Below are 19,220 nucleotides of genomic sequence, written 5' to 3'. Positions count from 1 at the left end.
GTCCACCGGTACGTCGGGGGCGATGTGGGCACCGAGGGCCTCGCGGTACAGGGCGACCTCGGCCAGGAGGGAGCGGCGGACGCTGTCCGCCTGGCGGAAACCGTGGCCCTCGCCCTCGAAGAGGAGGAAGCGGTGCCACACACCGCGTTCGGCGAGGTGGTCCACGATGCGGGTGGCCTGGTCCGGGCGGCAGATGAAATCGTCCGCGCCCTGGAGCATGACCAGCGGTGCGGTGATGCGGTCGGCGTTGCCGGCGGGCGAGACCTTCTCGAACCGTTCCTGGTCCTCGGGCAGGACGCCGACCAGCGTGTCGACGTAGCGGGACTCGAAGTCGTGGGTCTGCCCGGCCCGCCAGCTCGCGGGGTCGCTGATGGGGTAGTAGACGGCGCCCGCGCAGAAGACGTCGGTGTGGGTCAGGCAGGCCAGCGTGGTCCAGCCGCCGGCCGAGCCGCCGCGCACGGCCGTACGGCCGGGGTCGGCCAGGCCCTCCGCGGCCAGGGCGCGGGCGACGGTGACGCAGTCCTCCACGTCGACGACGCCCCACCCGTCGCGCAGGCGGTCGCGGTAGGCCCTGCCGTAGCCGGTGGAGCCGCCGTAGTCGACGTCGGCGACGACGAAGCCACGGCTGGTGAAGAAGGAGTACTCCAGGTCGGCGGTGACGCCGCAGCTGCTGGTCGGGCCGCCGTGCACCTGCACCAGCAGCGGCGGGAGTTCGCCGTCGGGTGCGGTGGCGGTGGGGTGGCTCGGGCGGTGCAGCACGTAGTGCACGGGGCGGCCCTGCGCGTCGTGCACGGTACGGCGTTCGGGCAGCGGCTGCCACGCGGCCAGCGGGTCCTCGGACCTGGGCCGGACCGGCCGGGCCGGTCCGGCGCCGGGTGCCAGGGGTACCGTCAGCAGGGCGGAGCCGAGGGCGGGATCGGCTGACCTGACCAGGACACGTTCGCCGTCCGACCACAGGTCGCCCTGGAACCTGCTCCAGCCTTCGGCGAGTTCGGTCAGGGTGCCGTACTCGGGGCTCCAACGGGAGAGTTTCTGCGGCCCGTTGCCGTGCGGGAACACCACGCCGTGCGGCGACACCGCGAACCAGCTGGGACCGACCCGCCAGACGGCGCCGGCGCAGTCCTCCTCCAGGGGAAGGACGTTGGTGATCTTCAGTGCTTCCAGGCCGTCCGCGGCGAGGTCGACGCGGTGCAGGTTCCACCAGCCGTCCGGGTCGGCCATGGCGTAGAGAGTGTCGGGGTCCGCCCATTCCGCCTGGGAGACGGAGACCTCGGTGCCGTCGTGACTGCCGCCGAGCAGACGTACGGGCTCCCCCGCCACGCCGTCGCGCAGCTCGGCGACCATCAACTCCGAGCTGTCCCACGGCATGTGGGGGTGGTCCCAGCCGATCCAGGTGAGCCGGCGGCCGTCCGGGCTGGGGCGGTGCCCGGACAGGAAGTGGTGCGAGCGGGCGACCACGCGCAGGGCTTCGGGGTCGTCGGCGGCGGCGCCCGAAAGCGGCACGGCGACGATGTCGCGGACGGTGCGGACGGCCGGGTCGGCGTCGTCCTCTCCGGTGGCGGCGCGGGTGGTCTCGCGCACGCACCACACCTCGGTCCCGTCGGGTGACGCCACCGGGTCGGCCCAGCAGGTCTCCTGGCCGGGCGGGTCGGCCGGGGTGAGCGGCGCGGTCGCCGGGAAGGTCGTAGCGGACGCCGTCTCGATGCGGGGCACCTCGGCGCGGTGGAGGCGCTGGTCACGGTGGTCGGTGAAGACGAGCAGGTGGCTGTCGGCGCCGGGGGCGGCGGGGCGCACCCAGTACGGCTTGCCGCCGTAGCCGAGCGAGCGGTTGCGGACTGAGATGCCGGGGGCGAGCACGGGGGCGGGCTGCTCGTGGCCGGGCGCGTTGCGCAGCAGTCGTACGGTGGCGGTGGCCGGGTCGGAGGCGCACCACCAGTTCTCCTCGCCGGCGCCGGAGGGCCAGGAGGTGGACCCGGAGGCGTCGGCGACCGCTTGGGCGGTGATCGGTGACGGCCAGGTGCCGTAGGACAGTTGGGGCGAGCTGGGCATGGGATGACTCCGAGTGCGGGGCGGGCGGCGGGGGTTCGGGGCCGGCTTCGGGGCGCGGCGGGAATCCGGGGCCGGTTGCAGGACGGGCAGCGGGAATCCGGCGCCGGTCTCGGGGGCGCGAAAGGCGTCGAGGACGATTCCACCAGGGGCGCGGCGAGCCGGGGCCGCGGGGTCAGGCGGTGTTCAGGTGCACCGGTTCGCCGTGGGCGTCGCGGCGGCGCAGGTCCTCCGGGGTCTCCCGGCGGACCATGAGGCGGGCGCGGCCGTCCCGTACGGCGACGACGGCGGGCCGGGGCTGGGCGTTGTAGTTGCTGGCCATGGCGTGGTGGTAGGCACCGGTGGCGGGGACCGCGAGGAGGTCGCCGGCGGCGATGTCGTCCGGCAGGGCGAGGTCGGGCACGACGATGTCGCCGCTCTCGCAGTGCCGGCCGACGACCACGGCGTGCACGGGCTCGCCCGCGGCGGTCCGGTTCGCGGTCCACGCGGTGTAGCGGGCCAGGTAGAGGGAGGGACGCAGGGCGTCGCTCATGCCGCCGTCGACGGAGACGAACCGGCGGCGCAGGCCGTCCTTGACCGCGCCCACGCGGTAGAGCGTCAGTCCGGCGGTGCCGATCATCGAGCGGCCGGGTTCGACGGCGAGTCGGACCGGTGCCCCGGGCAGCGCCCGCTCCAGTCCGGCGCGCAGCGCGGCGGTGAACTCGGCGGGTTCCAGGCGCGGCTGGCCGGGCAGGTAGGGGATTCCGGCGCCGCCGCCGAGGTCGATCTCGTCCACCGTGATGCCGTGCCGCTCGGCGAGGGCCCCGACGAAGGCGCCGACCCGCTCGGCGGCGAGGGTCAGCCCCTCGGTCGCGGTGATCTGCGAGCCTATGTGGGAGTGCACGCCGGCCAGGCGCAGGGCGGGGCGTGCGGCGACGGCGAGGACGGCGCGTTCGGCGTGGCCGCCGCGGACCGGGAAGCCGAACTTGACGTCGTCGCCGCCGGTGGCCATGTAGTCGTGGGTCTCGGCGGCGACGCCGGGGGCGATGCGGACGTACACGTCCTGGATGCGGCCGGCCGTCGCGGCGGCGGCCGCGAGCCGGTCGATCTCCTCCAGGCAGTCGACGACCACGACGCCGACGCCGTGGGCGACGGCGGCCTCCAGTTCGGCGACGGACTTGTTGTTGCCGTGGAAGACGATCCGGGCGGGGTCGAAGCCGGTGTCGGCGGCGAGCTTGAGCTCACCTCCGCTGCACACGTCCAGGTGCAGTCCCTCGGCGTCGACCCAGCGGACCATCTCCGCGCACAGGAACGCCTTGGAGGCGTAGTGCACCCGGTCCGCGCCGGAGGTGCGCCACAGGCGGGCGCGGTGGCGGAAGTCGGCCTCGTCCACCACGTACAGCGCGGTGCCGCAGGCCTCGGCCAGGTCGTCCATGGCGACGCCGCCCACGTGCAGCCGGCCCTCGACGGTGCGGGCGGTCAGCGGCCACACCTCGGGGGCGGTCTCGGGGGCGGCCGCGGGAGCCAGTCCGTCGGGCAGCGGCGTCTCTGCGGGGGCGGGCAGGGATGCGGCGGTGGGCACGGGAGTCACTCCTCTGTGAGGACGACCAGCATGAGCAGGTCGTCGCTGGGGTCGGTGAAGTGGTGTTCGTCGGTGGCGGAGAAGTGGCAGCTGTCGCCGCGGCGCAGCAGCCGTACGGCGCCGCCGACCGACACCCGGCAGGAGCCGGCGAGGACGTGTGCGAACTCCTCGCCGGGGTGGGCCGTCGGGTGGTCGTGGTCGCCGAGGTCGGCGTGGAGCAGCCGCGCTCCGATCCGGCTCGCGCCGGGGGCCGTGAGGTCCCAGATGCCGCGGTGTCCGTCGGCCTGGGCGAGCAGGGGTGCCGGGGCGAAGCGTGGCGGGAAGGCCGGGGCGGGCGCGGGGGTGACCGGGCCGGTGCCGCCGAGGAGTTCGGCGGGGGTGGAGCCGAGGGCGTCGGCGATCTGGCAGAGGGTGCGGAACGTGGGGTTGGCGGCGCCGGACTCCATCTGCGAGACGTAGGCCGTCGAGACGCCGGCCCGGCTCGCCACCGCGCTCAGGGTGAGCCCGGCGGCGCGGCGGACCCGGGCGACGGAGGCGGCGAGCACGTCGCCGGGGTCCGCGCTGTCGGGCGGTGTGCCGCGGCCGGTGTCCGTGGGGTCGGTCTTTCCCGCCCTGCCGCCCGGTTCGTCGTCGGGCTGCACGGAATCGTTCGTGGCGCGCCGCGAGATCTGCTGTGAGACGGGGGGATCGGCCGAAGAGTTTTCCGCGCCCGTGGCTCTTGACGAGGTCATGCAGCGACAGTAAGACTCACGCATCGCTTAGATCAAGCAATCTGACACCGCCGTTTAACTGTCAGCAGAGATGCCGTTCAGCAGCCGGACCCGCGGGTGCGTCTGCCCTGAACAGGAGAGGTGAGAAGTGACCGGACCACTGGCGCCGACGCCGACCCTCGAGTTGCTGCGCGCGGCCGCCGTACTGTGTGGCCCCGCCGCACAGCGCCTGTTCGAGGTGCTGGCGGAGGACTACCCGGCCTCGCTGGAGCGCCGGCCCGGTCAGCTGCTGCGGGCCGCCGACGCGAGCGCCGCGGACCTCGACGGACTGCTGGCGGCGGCCGGGGTGGCCTCCACCGACGACCTGCGCATGCTGGCGGCCCGGGAGAGCGGCCTGCGTCTGGCCGAGCCGGATCTGCGGTTCACCAGCCGCGATCCGGAGTCCGAGCCGCGGGAGCGTTCGGCGCTGCGCCGGATGATCACCGCGGAGGAGGGCAACCTCCGTCGCACGCTGGCCGATCTGCAGGCGAACGGCGCGCTGGAGCTGGCGGCCGCGGCCCTGTTGCGGGCGCGGCGGCGGTGGGTGCTCGGCGACCTGAAGTCGGCCGGGTACGCGACGCTGCTGACCAGCGACCTCACCAGCAGCATGCGGGACGTGTTCCTGGTGCAGCCGGCGACGGGCGCGGCGGTCAACGCGATCAGCGACGCGCACGCGGACGACGTCCTGGTCGTGTTCAGCTTCCGCAACTACAGCGGGCTGACGGTGGACGTGGCCCGGGAGTTCCATGAGCTGGGCGCCTCGGTGATCGCGTTGACCGACAGCTACACCAGTCCGGTGTGCTCCTTCGCCACGCATGTGCTGGCGGTGGACACCCGCAGCGAGTCGCCGCACCACTCGCCGACGGCCGTGGCGGCGGCGGCCCATGTGCTGGCGGCGCTGGCAGCCGCAGGCGCCAAGGGTGCCGCCCGGCGCAGCCGGCGCCGAGCCGAGCTCTTCCGCTCCCTGGGCAGCTACGGCCTGGGCGAGACGCCGTCCGTCGCGGCCGCGGGCGAGGCACAGGGCGCGACGGATCTCCCGGGACCCGCCGCCGGGCTTCCCGGAGCCCGCGCCGCGGAACCGTCCGCCTTACCCGCCGCGCCCGGGGACGAGCACCCGCCCGCGCGGTGACCGCCCCCTGTCTCCCCCGTCCCGCCTGTTCCCCGTTTCCGCGAGCTCGTCTCGCTGAGCCATCGACGGCAGAGGCCCCGTCCTCGCGCCCTGCCGCCGGGAAAGCAAGTGGTTCCTTCCCATGAACGACCCCACCCTCCGTCAGGACGGCGGCGCTCTCTCTCCCGCCGAGGACGCCGCGCTGATCTCCGAAGTCACCGAGCTGTGCGCCCGGTTGATCCGTTTCGACACGAGCAACTACGGCGGTGGCGACTCCCGCGGTGAGCGGGAGGCGGCCGAGTGGACCGCCGCACTGCTCGCCGAGTCCGGCTACGAGCCGGTGGTGCTGGAGTCGGCGCCGGGCCGGGCCAGCACCGTGGTCCGCATCCCCGGCGAGGATCGCGACGCCCCGGCCCTGCTGGTCCACGGCCACCTCGACGTGGTCCCGGCCGAGCCCGCAGACTGGAGCTTCGACCCGTTCTGCGGGGAGATACGCGACGGCGTGATCCTCGGTCGCGGGGCGCTGGACATGAAGGACATGGACGCGATGATGCTCGCGGCCGCCCGGTCCTGGGCGCGTCGCGGGGTGAAACCGGCGCGCGACATCGTGATGGCGTTCGTCGCGGACGAGGAGGACACCGGCGAGCTGGGGGCGGGCTTCCTCGTCGACCGGCACGCGGACCTCTTCGAAGGCGTCACCACCGCGATCGGCGAGTCCGGCGGCTACTCCGTCCATCTGCCGGACGCCTCCCGGCTCTACCCGATCGCCGTCGGCGAGCGCGGCAGCGCCTGGATGGACCTGACGGCGCGCGGCGCGGCGGGCCACGGCTCCCGGCCCGGCACGGACAACGCCGTCGCCACCCTGGCGAACACCCTTGCCGCGCTGGCCGCGCACCGCTGGCCGGTACGGATCGTGCCGCCGGTGGCCGCCCTGCTGGACGGACTCTCCGCCCGTCTGGGCGTGAAGGTCGACCCGGCGGACCCCGCGTCCCTCGCGCAGCTGGGCGAGGCGGCCAAGCTGGTCGAGGCCACCGTCGCCAACACGCTCAACCCGACCATGATGAAGGCGGGTTACAAGCACAACGTCATCCCGAGCGAGGCGACGGCCGCCGTGGACGGCCGGATCCTGCCGGGCGCGGAGGAGGACTTCTTCGCCACCGTGGACGCCCTGCTCGGCGAGAAGGTCTCGCGGTCCTTCCACAGTTTCGCCGCGCCGGTCTCGGCGGACCACACCTCGGCCGAGTTCGCGCAGATGGCGGCGGCGCTGCGGCGCGCCGATCCCGAAGCGCTGGTGCTGCCGTTCATCATGTCGGGCGGCACCGACGCCAAGGCGTTCGCCCGACTGGGTATCCAGTGCTACGGGTTCGGCCCAGGTCTCACCCCGCCCGGCTTCGACGCGTGGCGGTACGTCCACGGCGTCGACGAGCAGGTCCTCGTCAGCAGCCTGGAGTTCGGCGTACGGGTGCTGGAGGACTTCCTGCGCACCGGCACCGGGTCCCAGAAGGCGCAGCGATGACCGCCCCGCACCTCCGCTGAACCCCGCGCGGGCCGGCCCCTCCCCCGCCCACCAGAGCCCCACCGTTCCGCCGTCCCACCTCACGCCACACATTCATGCATGCACCAATGCATCAACCAATGCATGAACCAATAGGTGCACTCTGCACGCACCATCATGCCCTGCGGCCCGTCCCCGGGTCCTCGGCGCAGCGACCTCATCCATCTCCCGTCCCCTCGCGGCCTCGCGCCGCCGGCACCTCCAGGAGAAGTCACGATGACCAAGCCCGCCCTCGTGCGCAGAACCGGCCGCAAGGCCGCCGCGCTCGCCACGTCGCTGCTGCTCGCCACCGGCGCGAGCCTCGCCCTCGCGCCGGCCGCCGCGGCCGACAGCGGCGGCAGCACGCTGCGGATGCCGATCACCGGCATCGGCATCGACTCCCTCAACCCGTTCCTGGCCTACTTCGCGGGCAGCCTGGACGTGTTCGCCGGCATCTACCCGGCGCTGGACCGGGTGGAGCAGGACGGCACCGTCAAGCCGTACCTGGCGGACTCCTGGACGACCTCCGACGACAAGCTCACCTGGACCTTCAAGATCCACAAGGGTCTGAAGTGGAGCGACGGCAAGCCGATCACGGCCGAGGACGCCGCCTGGACGTTCAACCTGATCATGAGCAACTCCACGGCGGCCACCGCCAACGGCTCCCTGGTGAGCAACTTCGCGTCGGTCACCGCGCCGGACGACACCACCCTGGTCGTGAAGACCAAGAAGCCGCAGGCCACCATGCTGTCGGTCAGCATCCCGGTGTCGGGCATCCCGATCGTGCCGAAGCACATCTGGGAATCCCACGTGAAGGACCTGAAGAACTACAAGAACGACAGCTTCCCGATCGTCGGCTACGGCCCGTGGACGCTGACGGACTACAAGGCCGAGCAGTACGCCAAGTTCGACGCGAACAAGGACTTCGTGCTCGGCGCGCCCCACTACGACCACATGATCGAGCAGTCGTTCAAGAACACGGACGCCGCGGTGGCGGCCCTGCGCTCGGGGCAGCTGGACTACGTCAGCGGTCTCAACCCCACCCAGTACCAGGCGCTCAAGGGCCAGTCCGGCATCAAGGCCTACGAGCAGGTCGGCAACCGCTGGAGCGGCATCGAGGTCAACGGCGGCGCCCGTACCCGCGACGGCAAGGCGATCGGCACCGGTCACCCGGCGCTCGCCGACGTCAAGGTGCGTGAGGCGCTGGCACTCGCCATCGACCGGGCGACCATCGTGAAGAAGGTCCGCAACGGCCTGGCGGAGGTCGGCGGCAGCTATCTGCCGCAGTCGCTGCCGCAGTACTCGTGGCAGCCCTCCGACGCGGAGAAGTTCGGCTACGACCCGGCCAAGGCCAACTCCGTGCTGGACGAGGCGGGTTACAAGAAGGGCTCGGACGGGATCCGGGTCGACCCGAAGTCGGGGCGCAAGCTGGAGTTCCGTCTGGGCATCCACTCCGACGACGACGGCGACGCCAAGGTGTCCACGTATCTCACGGGCTGGTTCAAGGAGATCGGCGTCAAGGCCGACATCCAGTCGATGAGCTCCTCCAAGCTCAACGCCGACCTGGCCAAGGGCGACTGGGACATCCTGATGGACTCCTGGTCGACCGGTCCCGACCCGACGTACCTGCTGGGCATCCAGACCTGCTCGGCGCTGCCCGACAGCAAGGGCGAGGGCGGCAGCACGGACTCGTTCTTCTGCGACAAGAACTACGACGACCTGTTCCTGCGGCAGCAGAGCGCCTTCGACGACAAGGAGCGGGCGGATCTGCTGCGGCAGATGCAGGCCATCCTGTACAAGGCCAACGAGAACATCATGATCTACAACGCCAGTGGCCTCGCCGCGTACCGCACCGACCACCTGAGCGGCATCGTGTCCGGCAAGGCGAACTCCGCCGGCGCCTACCCCGCCCAGAACTCCTTCCACCAGTACCTGAACGCGACGCCCACCAAGTCCGCTTCCTCCTCCTCGGACGGCAACTCCGGCACGGTGATCGGCGCTTCGGCGGCCGTGGTGGTCGTCCTGGCCGCGGGCGGAGTGTTCCTGGCACGCCGCCGCTCCTCCTCCGACGACCGCGAGTAGACCGTGGCAGAGACCATCGACGCCACCGGCGCCGTCACGGCCGAGCCCGCCGCCCCGAGCGGCGGGCTCCGGCCCGGCTCCGGCTTCGCCCGCTACCTCGCCACCAAGCTGGTGGCCGCGGCCATCAGCTTCCTGGCCACCCTCGTCATCGGGTTCGTCCTGTTCAGCCTGATGCCGGCCGACCCGGTGCAGTCCATCACCCGCGGCCGGCCGACCAGCGACGCGCAGATGGCGCAGCTGCGCCACCAGCTCGGCCTGGACCAGTCGGTGCCCGAACGCTTCCTCCACTTCGTCACCGACACCCTGACCGGTCACCTGGGAGACTCCTGGGAGTTCCAGCAGCCGGTCAGCTCCCTGATCGGCGACCGGCTCTGGCCGACCCTGCTCCTGATGGGCACCGCCACCGTCATCTCGGTGGCGCTCGGCCTCTGGCTGGGCGTCAGGTCCGGCTGGCGGCACGGGAGTTGGCTGGACCGTATCGCCACCGGCGCATCCCTGACACTGTGGTCGGTGCCGACCTTCTGGCTCGGCATGATCCTGCTGATCACCTTCAGCGTCGGCATCGGCCCGATCCCCGGCTTCCTGCCCGCGGGCGGGATGAGCGACCCGGCGATCACCGGCGGCCTGGACCACGTCCTCGACGTCGCCAAGCACCTGATCCTGCCCTGCCTGACCATGGTCCTGGTGGTCTTCGCCCAGTACGTCGCCGTCATGCGCTCGTCGATCATCGACGAGCTGGGCAGCCCGTACCTGCTCACCGCGCGGGCCAAGGGCCTGCGGGACGACGACGTACGGCGCAGGCACGCGGTGCCCAACGCCCTGCTGCCCTCGGTCACCATGATCTTCATGCACCTGGGCACGGTGCTCGGCGGTGCCATCACCGTGGAGACCGTGTACTCCTGGCCGGGCCTCGGCCAGCTCAGCTACCAGGCCCTGAAGGTGCCCGACCTGCCACTGCTGCAGGGCACGTTCATCGTCTTCAGCGCGTCGGTGATCCTCATGAACCTGCTCGCCGATGTGATCTACCGCTTCCTCGACCCCCGGGTGCGTGCCCAGTGACCCACCACGAACCCCTCACCGAGGCCGTCTCCCCGCAGCAGGCCGGGGCCGACCCCGCGCCGCCGGTCGCACCGGCCACCCGGCCGCTCGCACCGAAGCCGCGCCGCGACGGATTCGCCGGCTTCGTCCGCTCCTTCGTCCGCATCCGCTCCGGCCTGGCAGGCCTCACGATCCTGGTCGTGTTCGGTCTGCTGGCCGTCTGCGCGCCGCTGTTCATCTCGGACAACGACCTCGACGTCATCAAGGTCGACGGGCCCTCCCTGCACTCCCCGGCCGACGGCTACCCGCTCGGCACGGACCAGGAGGGACGCTCCATCCTCCTGCTGGTCATCTGGGGAGCGCGCTCCTCGCTGTCCATCGGTCTGATGGCGACGGCGCTGACGGTGGTGCTCGGCAGCGCGGTCGGCCTGGTCGCCGGGCACTACGGCGGCTGGATCGGCAAGGCGCTGATGCACCTCACCGACTGGTTCATCGCGCTGCCGAGCCTGCCGCTGGCCATCTCGCTGTCGGCGGTGATCGGGCAGGGCACCGCGTCCATCACCATCGCCATCGCGGTCACCAGCTGGTCCTCCACGGCCCGGCTGGTACGGGCGCAGACCCTCGCGGTGGAGGCCAAGCCCTTCATCGAGCGGGCCAGGGCGCTGGGCGCGGGCGGTCCGCAGGTGATGCTGCGGCACGTCCTGCCGAACGTCACCCCGCTGATCCTGGTCTCCTCCACGCTGACGGTGGCCTCGGCGATCCTGTCCGAGGCGACCCTGACCTTCCTCGGTCTGGGCGACCCGACGGGCATCTCCTGGGGCGCGATGCTCAACTCGGCGCTCAGCGGCGGCGCCGTCACCTCCGGCGCCTGGTGGTACCTGTACCCACCGGGCATCGCCATCCTGATCGTCGTCCTCGGCTTCACCCTGACCGGCCGCGCCGTGGAGACCCTTCTCAACCCGAGGTCGGTGAAGACACGTTGAACGCGATGCTGGAGGTCAAGGACCTCGAGGTCACGTACCGCAGCGGCGGGCGCACGGTGCCCGCCGTGCGCGGGGTGGACCTCACCCTGGACGCCGGGCAGACGCTCGGCCTGGCCGGCGAGTCCGGCTCGGGCAAGTCCACGCTGGCGATGAGCCTGCTGCGGCTGCTGCCGGCCGCCGCGAAGGTCACCGGCCAGGTGCTCTACCAGGGTGAGGACCTGCTCACCGCCAAGTGGAGCCGGATGCGCGCGGTGCGCTGGGCGGAGGCCTCCGTGGTCTTCCAGGGTGCGATGACCGCGCTCAACCCGGTGCACACCATCGGCGACCAGCTCGTCGAACCGATCCTGCTGCACGGCCGCAGGGGCGGCGAGGAGGGCGGCCGGATCACCGACAGGCAGGCCCGCGCCCGCGCGGGCGAACTGCTGGAGTCGGTGGGCGTGCCGGCGCGCCGGATGCGCAGCTACCCGCACGAGTTCTCCGGCGGCCAGCGCCAGCGCATCATGATCGCGATGGCGCTGGCCTGCCGTCCGAACCTGATCATCGCGGACGAGCCGACGACGGCGCTGGACGTGATGGTGCAGGCCCAGATCCTGGACCTGCTCTCGGACCTGGTGCGCGACGAGGGCATCGGCGTCATCATGATCAGCCACGACCTGTCCGTCCTCGGCCAGATGTGCGACCGCCTCGCCGTCATGTACGCCGGTGAACTGGTCGAGTCCGGCCCGTCCCGGCAGCTCCTGGACGACCCGCGGCACCCCTACACCCGGGCGCTGTCCCGTGCGTTCCCCACCATCGGCGACCCCGCCTCGCGCAGGGCGCCGGCCGGCCTGCCCGGCGACCCGCCCGACCCGGCCGCCCTCGGCACCGGCTGCCCGTTCGCGGCGCGCTGCCCCGACGTGCACGACGTCTGTACGGAGACACCCGCACGGCTGGTGGCCGCCGGCCCCGGCCGGCTGTCGGCGTGCCTGAGGGTGCTGCCGGACTTCCCCGACGTCTCCCCGCACCTGCCCGAATCCGCTGCGGACGCCCCTGTACCGTCCTCGGACGCGGACGCCCCTGTGCCGTCCTCGGCCGCACCCGAACCCTCCCCGGACGTGCCGGAACTCTCCCCGGACGCGCCCGAGCCCTCCGCGGAAGGAGCCCGCTCATGACCGCCACCACCACCGGCACGGTCACCGGACCCACCGCGGCCACGGCGCCCGCGCTGGAGGTCCGCGACCTGCACATCACCTATCCGCCCCGGGCCGGCCGCGGCCCCGCCCGGGCGGTGGACGGCGTCGACCTCGAACTGGGCCGCGGCGAGATCCTCGCGCTGATCGGCGAGTCCGGCTGCGGCAAGTCCACCCTGGCCCGCGCGCTGACCGGCCTGGTCAAGCCCACGTCCGGCCAGGTGCTGTGCGACGGCGAGCCGCTGCGATACACCAGCGCCGCGCTCAAGGCGCACCGCCGCAAGGTCCAGTTCGTCCTCCAGGACCCCGGCGGCGCGCTGAACCCTCGGCAGAACGTCTTCGACGCCGTCGCCGAGGGGCCCCGCCTGCACCGGATGCGGGACGGCCTCGAAGAGCGGGTGCACACCGCGCTCTCCAAGGCCGGGCTGCGCCCTCCGGAACACTTCCTGTCGCGATTCCCGCACGAGATGTCCGGCGGCCAGCAGCAGCGCGTCGTGATCGCGGGCGCGCTCGCCCTGGAACCCTCCGTGATCGTCGCCGACGAGCCGGTGGCCTCGTTGGACGCCTCGGTGCGCGGCGAGATCCTCAAGCTGGTCCTCGACCTGCGCCGCGATCTCGGCCTGTCCTCCCTGGTGGTCAGTCACGACCTGGGCCTGGCCTGGAACATCGCCGACCGGGTGGCGGTGATGTACCTGGGCCGGATCGTCGAGGTCGGCACTGTCGAGGAGGTCCTGCTCGCGCCCAAGCACCCGTACACCAAGGCACTCCTGTCCGTGGTGTCCGCCGAGGGCGCCCACGGCGGACGGCCGCAACTGCTCCAGGGCGAGCCCCCGGACCCGACGGCCGTGCCCGCCGGCTGCCGGTTCCATCCGCGCTGCCCGCTGTGGGCCGGCCTCGACGAGAGCGGTCGCGCGCAGGCGGGCTGCGACCGGCGGACGCTGCCGGTGCTGCCGGCCCAGGCGCCCACCGGCGGTCAGGCCGCATGTCACCTCGCGAGCGTGTCGTGAACCCGACGGCGACACCCAGGAGCGCACCCCGGACCCCACAGGGCCCGCCGCTGGCGGTGCGGGACGTGGACGGCCCGCTCGAGATGGCCGACTGCGTCGCGCTGTACGAGCGGGTCATGGGACTGCGTCCCGGCGACGGCAGCCTCAACCCCCGTCTGCTCACCGCCCTGCAGCACAACAGCGGCCTGGTCCTCGGCGCCTACCTCGGCGACGACCTGGTGGGATTCACCTACAGCTTCCTCGCCCGCGAGAAAGCCACGGACGGAAACGACTCGCGCCTGTACCAGTACTCGCAACTCGCCGTGGTGGCGCACGAACGCCAGGGCCTCGGCATCGGACGGCTGCTCAAGCTCGGCCAGCGCGAGCGCTGCCTCGCGGAGGGCACCACGCTGATCCGCTGGGCGTACGACCCGATGCAGACCCGCAACGCCCACTTCAACCTGGACGTGCTCGGCGCGGTCGTGGACTCCTTCAAGTCCGCGATGTACGGCACCTCCGGCTTCGGAGCCGCCACCGGCGAGTCCACCGACCGTTTCATCGTCTCCTGGCACCTGGACGACCCGGCGCGGCCGGCCGGGACCGCACCCGCCGCGCCGCCCGGCGGCCACCACGCCGGCGAGATGTACCACGACGGCGAGGACCGGATCGTGGTCCTGCCCGACGACTGGCACCGGCTGCGGGCCGAGACCGGCCCGGAGCATGCCGCCCGGCTGCGCGGCCGGCTCAGCGGCACCTTCGCCCGGCTGCTCGCCGACCGCTACGCGGCCGTCTCCTGCGTACGTCTGCCGGACGGCCTCGCCGCGTACCGCTTCATCCCCCGGGCCGCCGCTCACCCCACGATTCCCCGCCCCTGACCGGGCCCCGCACGGTAGGACACCCCACAGATGACCGTCACTCTTGCCGAGATCGAGCTGGCGCTGGTCCGGCTCGACCTCGTCCACTCCTTCGAGACCAGCTCGCACCGCAAGTCCCACCTGGAGCACATCGTCGTCCGCGCGACCGCCGAGGACGGCAGCGTCGGCTGGGGCGAGTGCGCCTCGCCCAGCGACCCGTACTACTGCGGCGAGTCCACGTCGAGCTGCTGGCAGGTGCTCGGCGATTACCTGGCCCCGATGCTGCTCGGCCGCCCGTGGGAGCACCCCGACGAGGCGGCAGGGATCACCTCCAAGGTGAGCGGCAACCACTTCGCCCGCGCCGGCCTCGACATGGCCTGCTGGGACCTGTACGGGCAGCAGCGGGGCGAGCCGCTCGCGGACGTGCTCGGCGCCGACGCCGACGCGGTGGCCGCCGGGGTGAGCCTCGGCATCGAGCCGACGATCGACGCGCTGCTCGCGCAGGTCTCGCGGCACGTCGCCGACGGATACGGCCGGATCAAGCTGAAGATCCGTCCCGGCTGGGACCTCGAACCGGTCCGCGCCGTCCAGGGCGCCTTCCCCGGCGTCGCCCTCCAGGTCGACGCCAACACCGCGTACCGGCCCGAGCAGGAGGCGGTCTTCGCCGAACTGGACGGCCGCGGTCTGCTGATGATCGAGCAGCCGTACGCCGCCACCGACCTGCTCTCGCACGCCCGGCTCGCGGCCCGGCTCGACACCCCGGTCTGCCTCGACGAGTCGGTCACCACCGCGGACGTGCTGCGCACCGCGCTGCACCTGGGCGCCGCCGACATCGTCAACATCAAGGTGTCCCGGCTCGGCGGTCTCGGCCCGTCGAAGACCGTGCACGACCTGTGCCTGGAGGCCGGTGTGCCGGTGTGGTGCGGCGGGATGCACGAGTTCGGCATCGGCCGGGCCGCCAACCTGGCCCTCGCGGGCCTGCCCGGGTTCACGCTGCCCTCGGACGTCTCCGGCTCGGACAAGTACTACCGGCGCGACATCGTCACGCCGCCGATCCGCGCCGTGGACGGCATGGTCGCCGTGCCCCGCTCGCGTCCCGGCATCGGCCTGGACGTCGACGTCGAGGAACTGGCCCGGCACACCGTACGGACCTGGACGATCCGTCCCGGCACCCACCTCGACACCCCGAAGGAGCAGGCAGCATGAAGGTCCTGATCTCGGCCGACATGGAGGGCGTCACCGGCGTCACCTTCCCCGACGACTGCGAGCCGGGCCACTCCCGATGGGAGTACCACCGGCGCTTCCTCACCGAGGACGTCAACGCCGCGATCGCCGGATTCGCCGCCGCCGGCGCCACGGAGATCCTCGTCAACGAGGCCCACGCCGACCAGCGCAACCTCCTGCTCGACCGGCTCGACCGGCGCGCCCGGCTGCTCATCGGCACGCACAAGCCCCTCGGCATGATGGAGGGCATCGACCGCTCCCCGGACGCGGTCGCGTTCGTCGGCTACCACACCGGCGCCGGCCAGCCCGGCGTCCTCGCCCACACCTATCTGCCCAACACCATCACCGCGGTCCGCATCAACGGCGAGCCGGCCTCCGAGGGCCGTATGAACGCGCTCCTCGCCGACGAGTACGGCGTCCCGGTCATCCTGGTCACCGGGGACGACCTGACGTGTGAGGACGCCCGCGGCTGGGCGCCGCATGCCGCGCACGCCGTGGTCAAGACCTGCGTGGACCGCTACTCGGCGATCTGCCTGCCGCCGGAGCTGAGCGCCGCCCGGATCACCGAGGCCGCCCGCGAGGGTCTCAGCGCGCTGCCCGCCCCCACCGGCCCGCTCGCCCCGCCCGCCGAGGGCTACACCTACGAGGTGTCCTTCGACGCCGCCCACCTGGCACCCGCTGCCTGTTACATCCCCGGAATCATCCAGACCGACCCGCTGACCGTGCGGTTCACGCTGCCGACGATGTACGAGGCGATCCGCTGCTTCCGTGCGCTGACCCGAGTCGTCACCTCCGCCGTGGAGAACTGCTATGGCTGAGCCGACCGAACTCCTCGCTCTCGCCCGCACGTTCGGCGACGCCGTCCTCGAACGCTGGGAACGCCTGGTCTCGTTGGAGACCCCCTCCGCGGACGCCGGCCGCGCGGCCGTGTTCGGCAAGGAACTCGCCGCGGGCCTGGCCGCCACGGCGGACCGGATCGAGCACCCGTCGGGGCCGGGCGGCGACCACCTGGTGGCGTACTGGAACGGCCGCGGGACACCGTCCCCGTCCCCGTCCCCGGAGGACGGTCCGGGTACCGGGCACACGCTGCTGGTGGCGCACAGCGACACCGTCTTCGAGGCCGGCACGATCGCCCGGCGACCCTTCACGCTCGACGAGGACGGCGACACCGTCACCGGCCCCGGCGTCTTCGACATGAAGGGCTCCCTGGTCGCGGTCGAACTGGCCATGGACCTGCTGTCGCGCACCGGCGCAGCGCCGAGGCGTCCGGTCCGGCTGGTGGTGGTCAACGACGAGGAGATCGGCAGCCCCGACGGCGCCCGTCTGGTGGCGCGCCACGCCGAGGGCGCCCACGCGGTGCTCGGCCTCGAACCGCCCCTGCCCGGCGGCGCGTTGAAGATCGGCCGACGGGGCGTGGCCCGGATCCGGCTGAGCGTGCGCGGGGTCAGCGCCCACGCCGGTCTCGACGCCGCCCTCGGCGTCTCCGCGATCGACGAACTCGTCGACCAGCTGGCCTCGTTGCGGGCCACGGCCGCCTCATTGCCGGACGCGGCGCTGAACGTCGGCACCATCACCGGCGGCACCCGGGCCAACGTGGTCGCCGACCACGCCGAGGCGGAGATCGGCCTGCGCTACGCCACCCCCGAGACCGAACAGGCCCTGCTGAAGGCCGTACTGGAACCGACGCCGGTCCGGGAGCGGGCCGCCCTGTCCACGCGGACGCTGTCCCACCGCCCGGCCTGGGCGATGGACCCCGCCAACCCGCTGGCCGCCGAACTGGTGGCGCTGGCAGGCACGTTGGGCCTGGAGCTGCCGCTCGGCTCGTCCGGCGGCGCGGGCGACACCAACCTCACCGGTGCGCTCGGCATCCCGACGGTCGACGGGCTCGGACCGGCGGGCGCGGGCGCCCACGGCGAGGACGAACACGCCTCACTTTCCTCGCTGTTGGAGCGTGCGGCACTCCTCGCGGCGTTCCTGGAATCCCACTGACCACAGGACCGGACCGTCCGCCTGCACCATCGGTTCGATCGGCCCACACCGCGGCGCCCTCGCCGCACCCCTGTCCGCCCACCGCGCATCGCCCATCGCGCATGCCCCTCAAGGAGTCCCATGCCCACGCCTGCCCTGCCCCCGGAGGGGCTCGTCCGCCCCGCCGCGCCCCGGCCCGGTGACCGTGTCGCCGTCATCGCCGCCAGCGGCCCGCCCAACCAGGAGAACCTGGAGGTCGGCCTCGCATCGCTGCGCGGCCTCGGTCTCCAGCCCGAGGTCTTCGCCTCCGCACGCGCAGGCGGCGAGTACCTCGCCGGAGACGACGCGCTGCGCGCCCGCGACCTCACCGCGGCGCTCACCGATCCGGCGTTCTCGGCCGTCTTCTGCGCGGCCGGCGGCTACGGCGCCCAGCGCACCCTCGAACTGGTCGGCTGGGACGCCGTCGGCACCCCCACCCCGCGCACCGTCATCGGCTTCTCCGACGTGACGGCACTGCTGGAAGCGGTGGCCGTGAAACTGGGCTGGACGGGGCTGTTCGGCCCGATGCCCGCCATCCGCGGCTTCCACCCCGGACGCGCCGACTTCGACGCGCTCGCCGCACTGCTCACCGACCCCACCTCGGTGAAGGAGCTGCGCTTCCCGGACTCCCGTCCCCTGGTCGGCGGCACGGCCGAGGGCGTCACCCTCGGCGGCACGGTCACCCTGCTGGCCTGCTCGCTGGGCACCGACACGTCGCTGCCGGCCCGCGGCGGCATCGTCCTGCTCGAGGACGTCGACGAGGAGACCTTCCGGCTGGACCGCTTCCTCACCCAGCTGCGCCGCGCCGGCTACTTCGATGGCGCCGCGGGCATCGTCTGCGGCACGTTCACCGACTGCGGCACCCGCGAGCGCGTCGAGGAACTGCTGCACGACCGGCTCGGCGGCCTCGGTATCCCGGTCCTGGTCGGCGCGGACATCGGCCACGGCGTCCCGCAGCAGACGTTCCCCGTCGGCACCCGGGCCCGCCTCGACGCGGACGCGGGCGTCCTGACGTTCCTGGACCCCGTGCTCGCCTGACCGATCAGGCCGGTGGAGAAGGGAGAGCTCCCCTGTCGAGGTGCCGCGCATCCCAGCGCCGATCGCTCCGGTGCGGCACACCTTCGGGTGATCACGGACGGCGTCGCGGAGGCGGCCCGATGGTCAGCGCCTAGCTTTCTTGGTGATCGACCGGGCAGCAGCGTCTCACGGAAGGACGACAACCATGGGCGCGTACACGACGAGGGTTCTTCGGCTCTTCGACCTCATCGACACCAGCAAGAACGGCTACATCGACCGCGACGATCTGCCGCGCGGCGACGGCTCGGCCGGCGCGCAGGAGCAGCGGGACCAGATCGTCCAGGCATTGATCATGGGATTCATCAAGGCCGGCGACTCCAACATGGACACCCGGGTGACCAAACAGGAGATGCTCGCGTGCGTGGAGAGGACGATGGTCGGAACGTCGGTCTCCGACGCCCCCTCCTACATGCGCGAGGTCACGGCCGGGGTCTTCAAACTGATGGACGCCGACGGTAACGGAAAGGTCAGCAAGGGTGAGTTCGAGCAGTACCTCAGGGCCCGCAACATCACCGACCCGAACGCCGCAGGCGAGTTCGCGCGGCTCGACCGCGACGGTGACGGGTCCCTCACCGTCGCAGACCTCAACCACGCGAACCACCACTTCTTCACCGCCCCGGAAGCCGACGTCCCGGAACACTGGCTCCTCGCCGCCGTCTCTGCCTGACCCCCGGGCCGCCGACCGCGCAGCGCGCCCGCGGGGCCCACACCGGACATCACCGCCAATCCCCATTTCGCTGCCGGAACGTCAACGGCCGAGCCCTGTCACACCCTTACGGCTGCGCCCCCGAGTGCCTGAGGC

Annotated in this window: 16 protein-coding genes; 13 read left to right on the top strand and 3 right to left on the bottom strand. The window is 72.7% G+C overall.

What is annotated here, in order from left to right:
* From ABT085_RS27895 to ABT085_RS27885, 3 genes are all read right to left on the bottom strand, one after another.
* Nucleotides 1-2,049, bottom strand: a 2,049-nt coding sequence (locus ABT085_RS27895; RefSeq protein ID WP_351613580.1) for a S9 family peptidase, incomplete at its 3' end; no start/stop codon positions are given.
* A gap of 172 nt (nucleotides 2,050-2,221) precedes the next feature.
* Nucleotides 2,222-3,607 (bottom strand): diaminopimelate decarboxylase, encoded by a 1,386-nt coding sequence (gene lysA, locus ABT085_RS27890; RefSeq protein ID WP_351613577.1) that lies wholly within the window; start codon nucleotides 3,605-3,607, stop codon nucleotides 2,222-2,224.
* 5 nt (nucleotides 3,608-3,612) lie between these two features.
* Nucleotides 3,613-4,338, bottom strand: a complete 726-nt coding sequence (locus tag ABT085_RS27885; protein WP_351613575.1) for a helix-turn-helix domain-containing protein — start codon at nucleotides 4,336-4,338, stop codon at nucleotides 3,613-3,615.
* 127 nt (nucleotides 4,339-4,465) lie between these two features.
* Between ABT085_RS27885 and ABT085_RS27880 the strand changes: the two genes are divergently transcribed.
* The 13 genes from ABT085_RS27880 to ABT085_RS27820 all read left to right on the top strand — a co-directional run bounded on the left by ABT085_RS27880 (nucleotide 4,466) and on the right by ABT085_RS27820 (nucleotide 19,085).
* Nucleotides 4,466-5,485, top strand: a complete 1,020-nt coding sequence (locus ABT085_RS27880) for a MurR/RpiR family transcriptional regulator (RefSeq protein WP_351613572.1) — start codon at nucleotides 4,466-4,468, stop codon at nucleotides 5,483-5,485.
* Nucleotides 5,486-5,606: 121 nt separating this feature from the next.
* Entirely contained in the window at nucleotides 5,607-6,980 is a 1,374-nt protein-coding gene (locus ABT085_RS27875; protein WP_351613565.1) for a M20/M25/M40 family metallo-hydrolase, read from the top strand.
* 255 nt (nucleotides 6,981-7,235) lie between these two features.
* Nucleotides 7,236-9,080: an ABC transporter substrate-binding protein gene (locus tag ABT085_RS27870; RefSeq protein WP_351613562.1), complete on the top strand. Its 1,845-nt coding sequence runs from the start codon at nucleotides 7,236-7,238 to the stop codon at nucleotides 9,078-9,080.
* Nucleotides 9,081-9,083: 3 nt separating this feature from the next.
* Nucleotides 9,084-10,139, top strand: coding sequence for an ABC transporter permease (locus tag ABT085_RS27865; RefSeq protein WP_351613559.1), 1,056 nt, complete (start codon nucleotides 9,084-9,086; stop codon nucleotides 10,137-10,139).
* On the top strand, nucleotides 10,136-11,101 hold the full coding sequence (locus tag ABT085_RS27860) for an ABC transporter permease (protein ID WP_351613556.1): 966 nt from the start codon (nucleotides 10,136-10,138) through the stop codon (nucleotides 11,099-11,101). The genes ABT085_RS27865 and ABT085_RS27860 overlap by 4 nt, the downstream gene beginning before the upstream one ends.
* Nucleotides 11,098-12,252: an ABC transporter ATP-binding protein gene (locus tag ABT085_RS27855; protein WP_502982820.1), complete on the top strand. Its 1,155-nt coding sequence runs from the start codon at nucleotides 11,098-11,100 to the stop codon at nucleotides 12,250-12,252. Before ABT085_RS27860 ends, ABT085_RS27855 begins: the two co-directional genes overlap by 4 nt.
* Nucleotides 12,249-13,277 carry an ABC transporter ATP-binding protein gene (locus tag ABT085_RS27850; RefSeq protein WP_351613550.1) on the top strand — a complete coding sequence of 343 codons (1,029 nt, stop codon included), beginning with the start codon at nucleotides 12,249-12,251 and terminating at the stop codon, nucleotides 13,275-13,277. Before ABT085_RS27855 ends, ABT085_RS27850 begins: the two co-directional genes overlap by 4 nt.
* Nucleotides 13,278-13,342: 65 nt before the next feature.
* Nucleotides 13,343-14,131, top strand: a complete 789-nt coding sequence (locus ABT085_RS27845; RefSeq protein WP_351613547.1) for a hypothetical protein — start codon at nucleotides 13,343-13,345, stop codon at nucleotides 14,129-14,131.
* A 30-nt stretch (nucleotides 14,132-14,161) separates the two neighbouring features.
* Nucleotides 14,162-15,316, top strand: coding sequence for an o-succinylbenzoate synthase (menC, locus tag ABT085_RS27840; protein ID WP_351613544.1), 1,155 nt, complete (start codon nucleotides 14,162-14,164; stop codon nucleotides 15,314-15,316).
* Nucleotides 15,313-16,152 carry a M55 family metallopeptidase gene (locus tag ABT085_RS27835; RefSeq protein WP_351613542.1) on the top strand — a complete coding sequence of 280 codons (840 nt, stop codon included), beginning with the start codon at nucleotides 15,313-15,315 and terminating at the stop codon, nucleotides 16,150-16,152. The genes menC and ABT085_RS27835 overlap by 4 nt, the downstream gene beginning before the upstream one ends.
* Nucleotides 16,145-17,323: a M20/M25/M40 family metallo-hydrolase gene (locus tag ABT085_RS27830; RefSeq protein ID WP_351613539.1), complete on the top strand. Its 1,179-nt coding sequence runs from the start codon at nucleotides 16,145-16,147 to the stop codon at nucleotides 17,321-17,323. Before ABT085_RS27835 ends, ABT085_RS27830 begins: the two co-directional genes overlap by 8 nt.
* A gap of 120 nt (nucleotides 17,324-17,443) precedes the next feature.
* The gene (locus tag ABT085_RS27825) at nucleotides 17,444-18,379 is read left to right on the top strand and encodes a S66 peptidase family protein (protein WP_351613536.1); all 936 of its coding nucleotides are present in this window, start codon (nucleotides 17,444-17,446) and stop codon (nucleotides 18,377-18,379) included.
* A gap of 184 nt (nucleotides 18,380-18,563) precedes the next feature.
* Nucleotides 18,564-19,085, top strand: coding sequence for an EF-hand domain-containing protein (locus ABT085_RS27820; protein ID WP_351613533.1), 522 nt, complete (start codon nucleotides 18,564-18,566; stop codon nucleotides 19,083-19,085).
* Nucleotides 19,086-19,220 lie beyond the last annotated feature (135 nt).

The organism is Streptomyces sp. NPDC002265, from assembly GCF_040296125.1.
In the GTDB taxonomy this organism is placed as follows: domain Bacteria; phylum Actinomycetota; class Actinomycetes; order Streptomycetales; family Streptomycetaceae; genus Streptomyces.
The sequence above is the reverse complement of the archived record's forward strand: the minus strand, read 5'-3'. Positions and strand labels throughout refer to the sequence as shown.

Coding starts and splice junctions, on each gene's coding strand:
- ABT085_RS27885 (WP_351613575.1), bottom strand. CDS start 4,338: ATGACCTCGTCAAGAGCCACGGGCGCGGAAAACTCTTCGGCCGATCCC.
- ABT085_RS27875 (WP_351613565.1), top strand. CDS start 5,607: ATGAACGACCCCACCCTCCGTCAGGACGGCGGCGCTCTCTCTCCCGCC.
- ABT085_RS27870 (WP_351613562.1), top strand. CDS start 7,236: ATGACCAAGCCCGCCCTCGTGCGCAGAACCGGCCGCAAGGCCGCCGCG.
- ABT085_RS27850 (WP_351613550.1), top strand. CDS start 12,249: ATGACCGCCACCACCACCGGCACGGTCACCGGACCCACCGCGGCCACG.
- menC (WP_351613544.1), top strand. CDS start 14,162: ATGACCGTCACTCTTGCCGAGATCGAGCTGGCGCTGGTCCGGCTCGAC.
- ABT085_RS27835 (WP_351613542.1), top strand. CDS start 15,313: ATGAAGGTCCTGATCTCGGCCGACATGGAGGGCGTCACCGGCGTCACC.
- ABT085_RS27830 (WP_351613539.1), top strand. CDS start 16,145: ATGGCTGAGCCGACCGAACTCCTCGCTCTCGCCCGCACGTTCGGCGAC.
- ABT085_RS27825 (WP_351613536.1), top strand. CDS start 17,444: ATGCCCACGCCTGCCCTGCCCCCGGAGGGGCTCGTCCGCCCCGCCGCG.
- ABT085_RS27820 (WP_351613533.1), top strand. CDS start 18,564: ATGGGCGCGTACACGACGAGGGTTCTTCGGCTCTTCGACCTCATCGAC.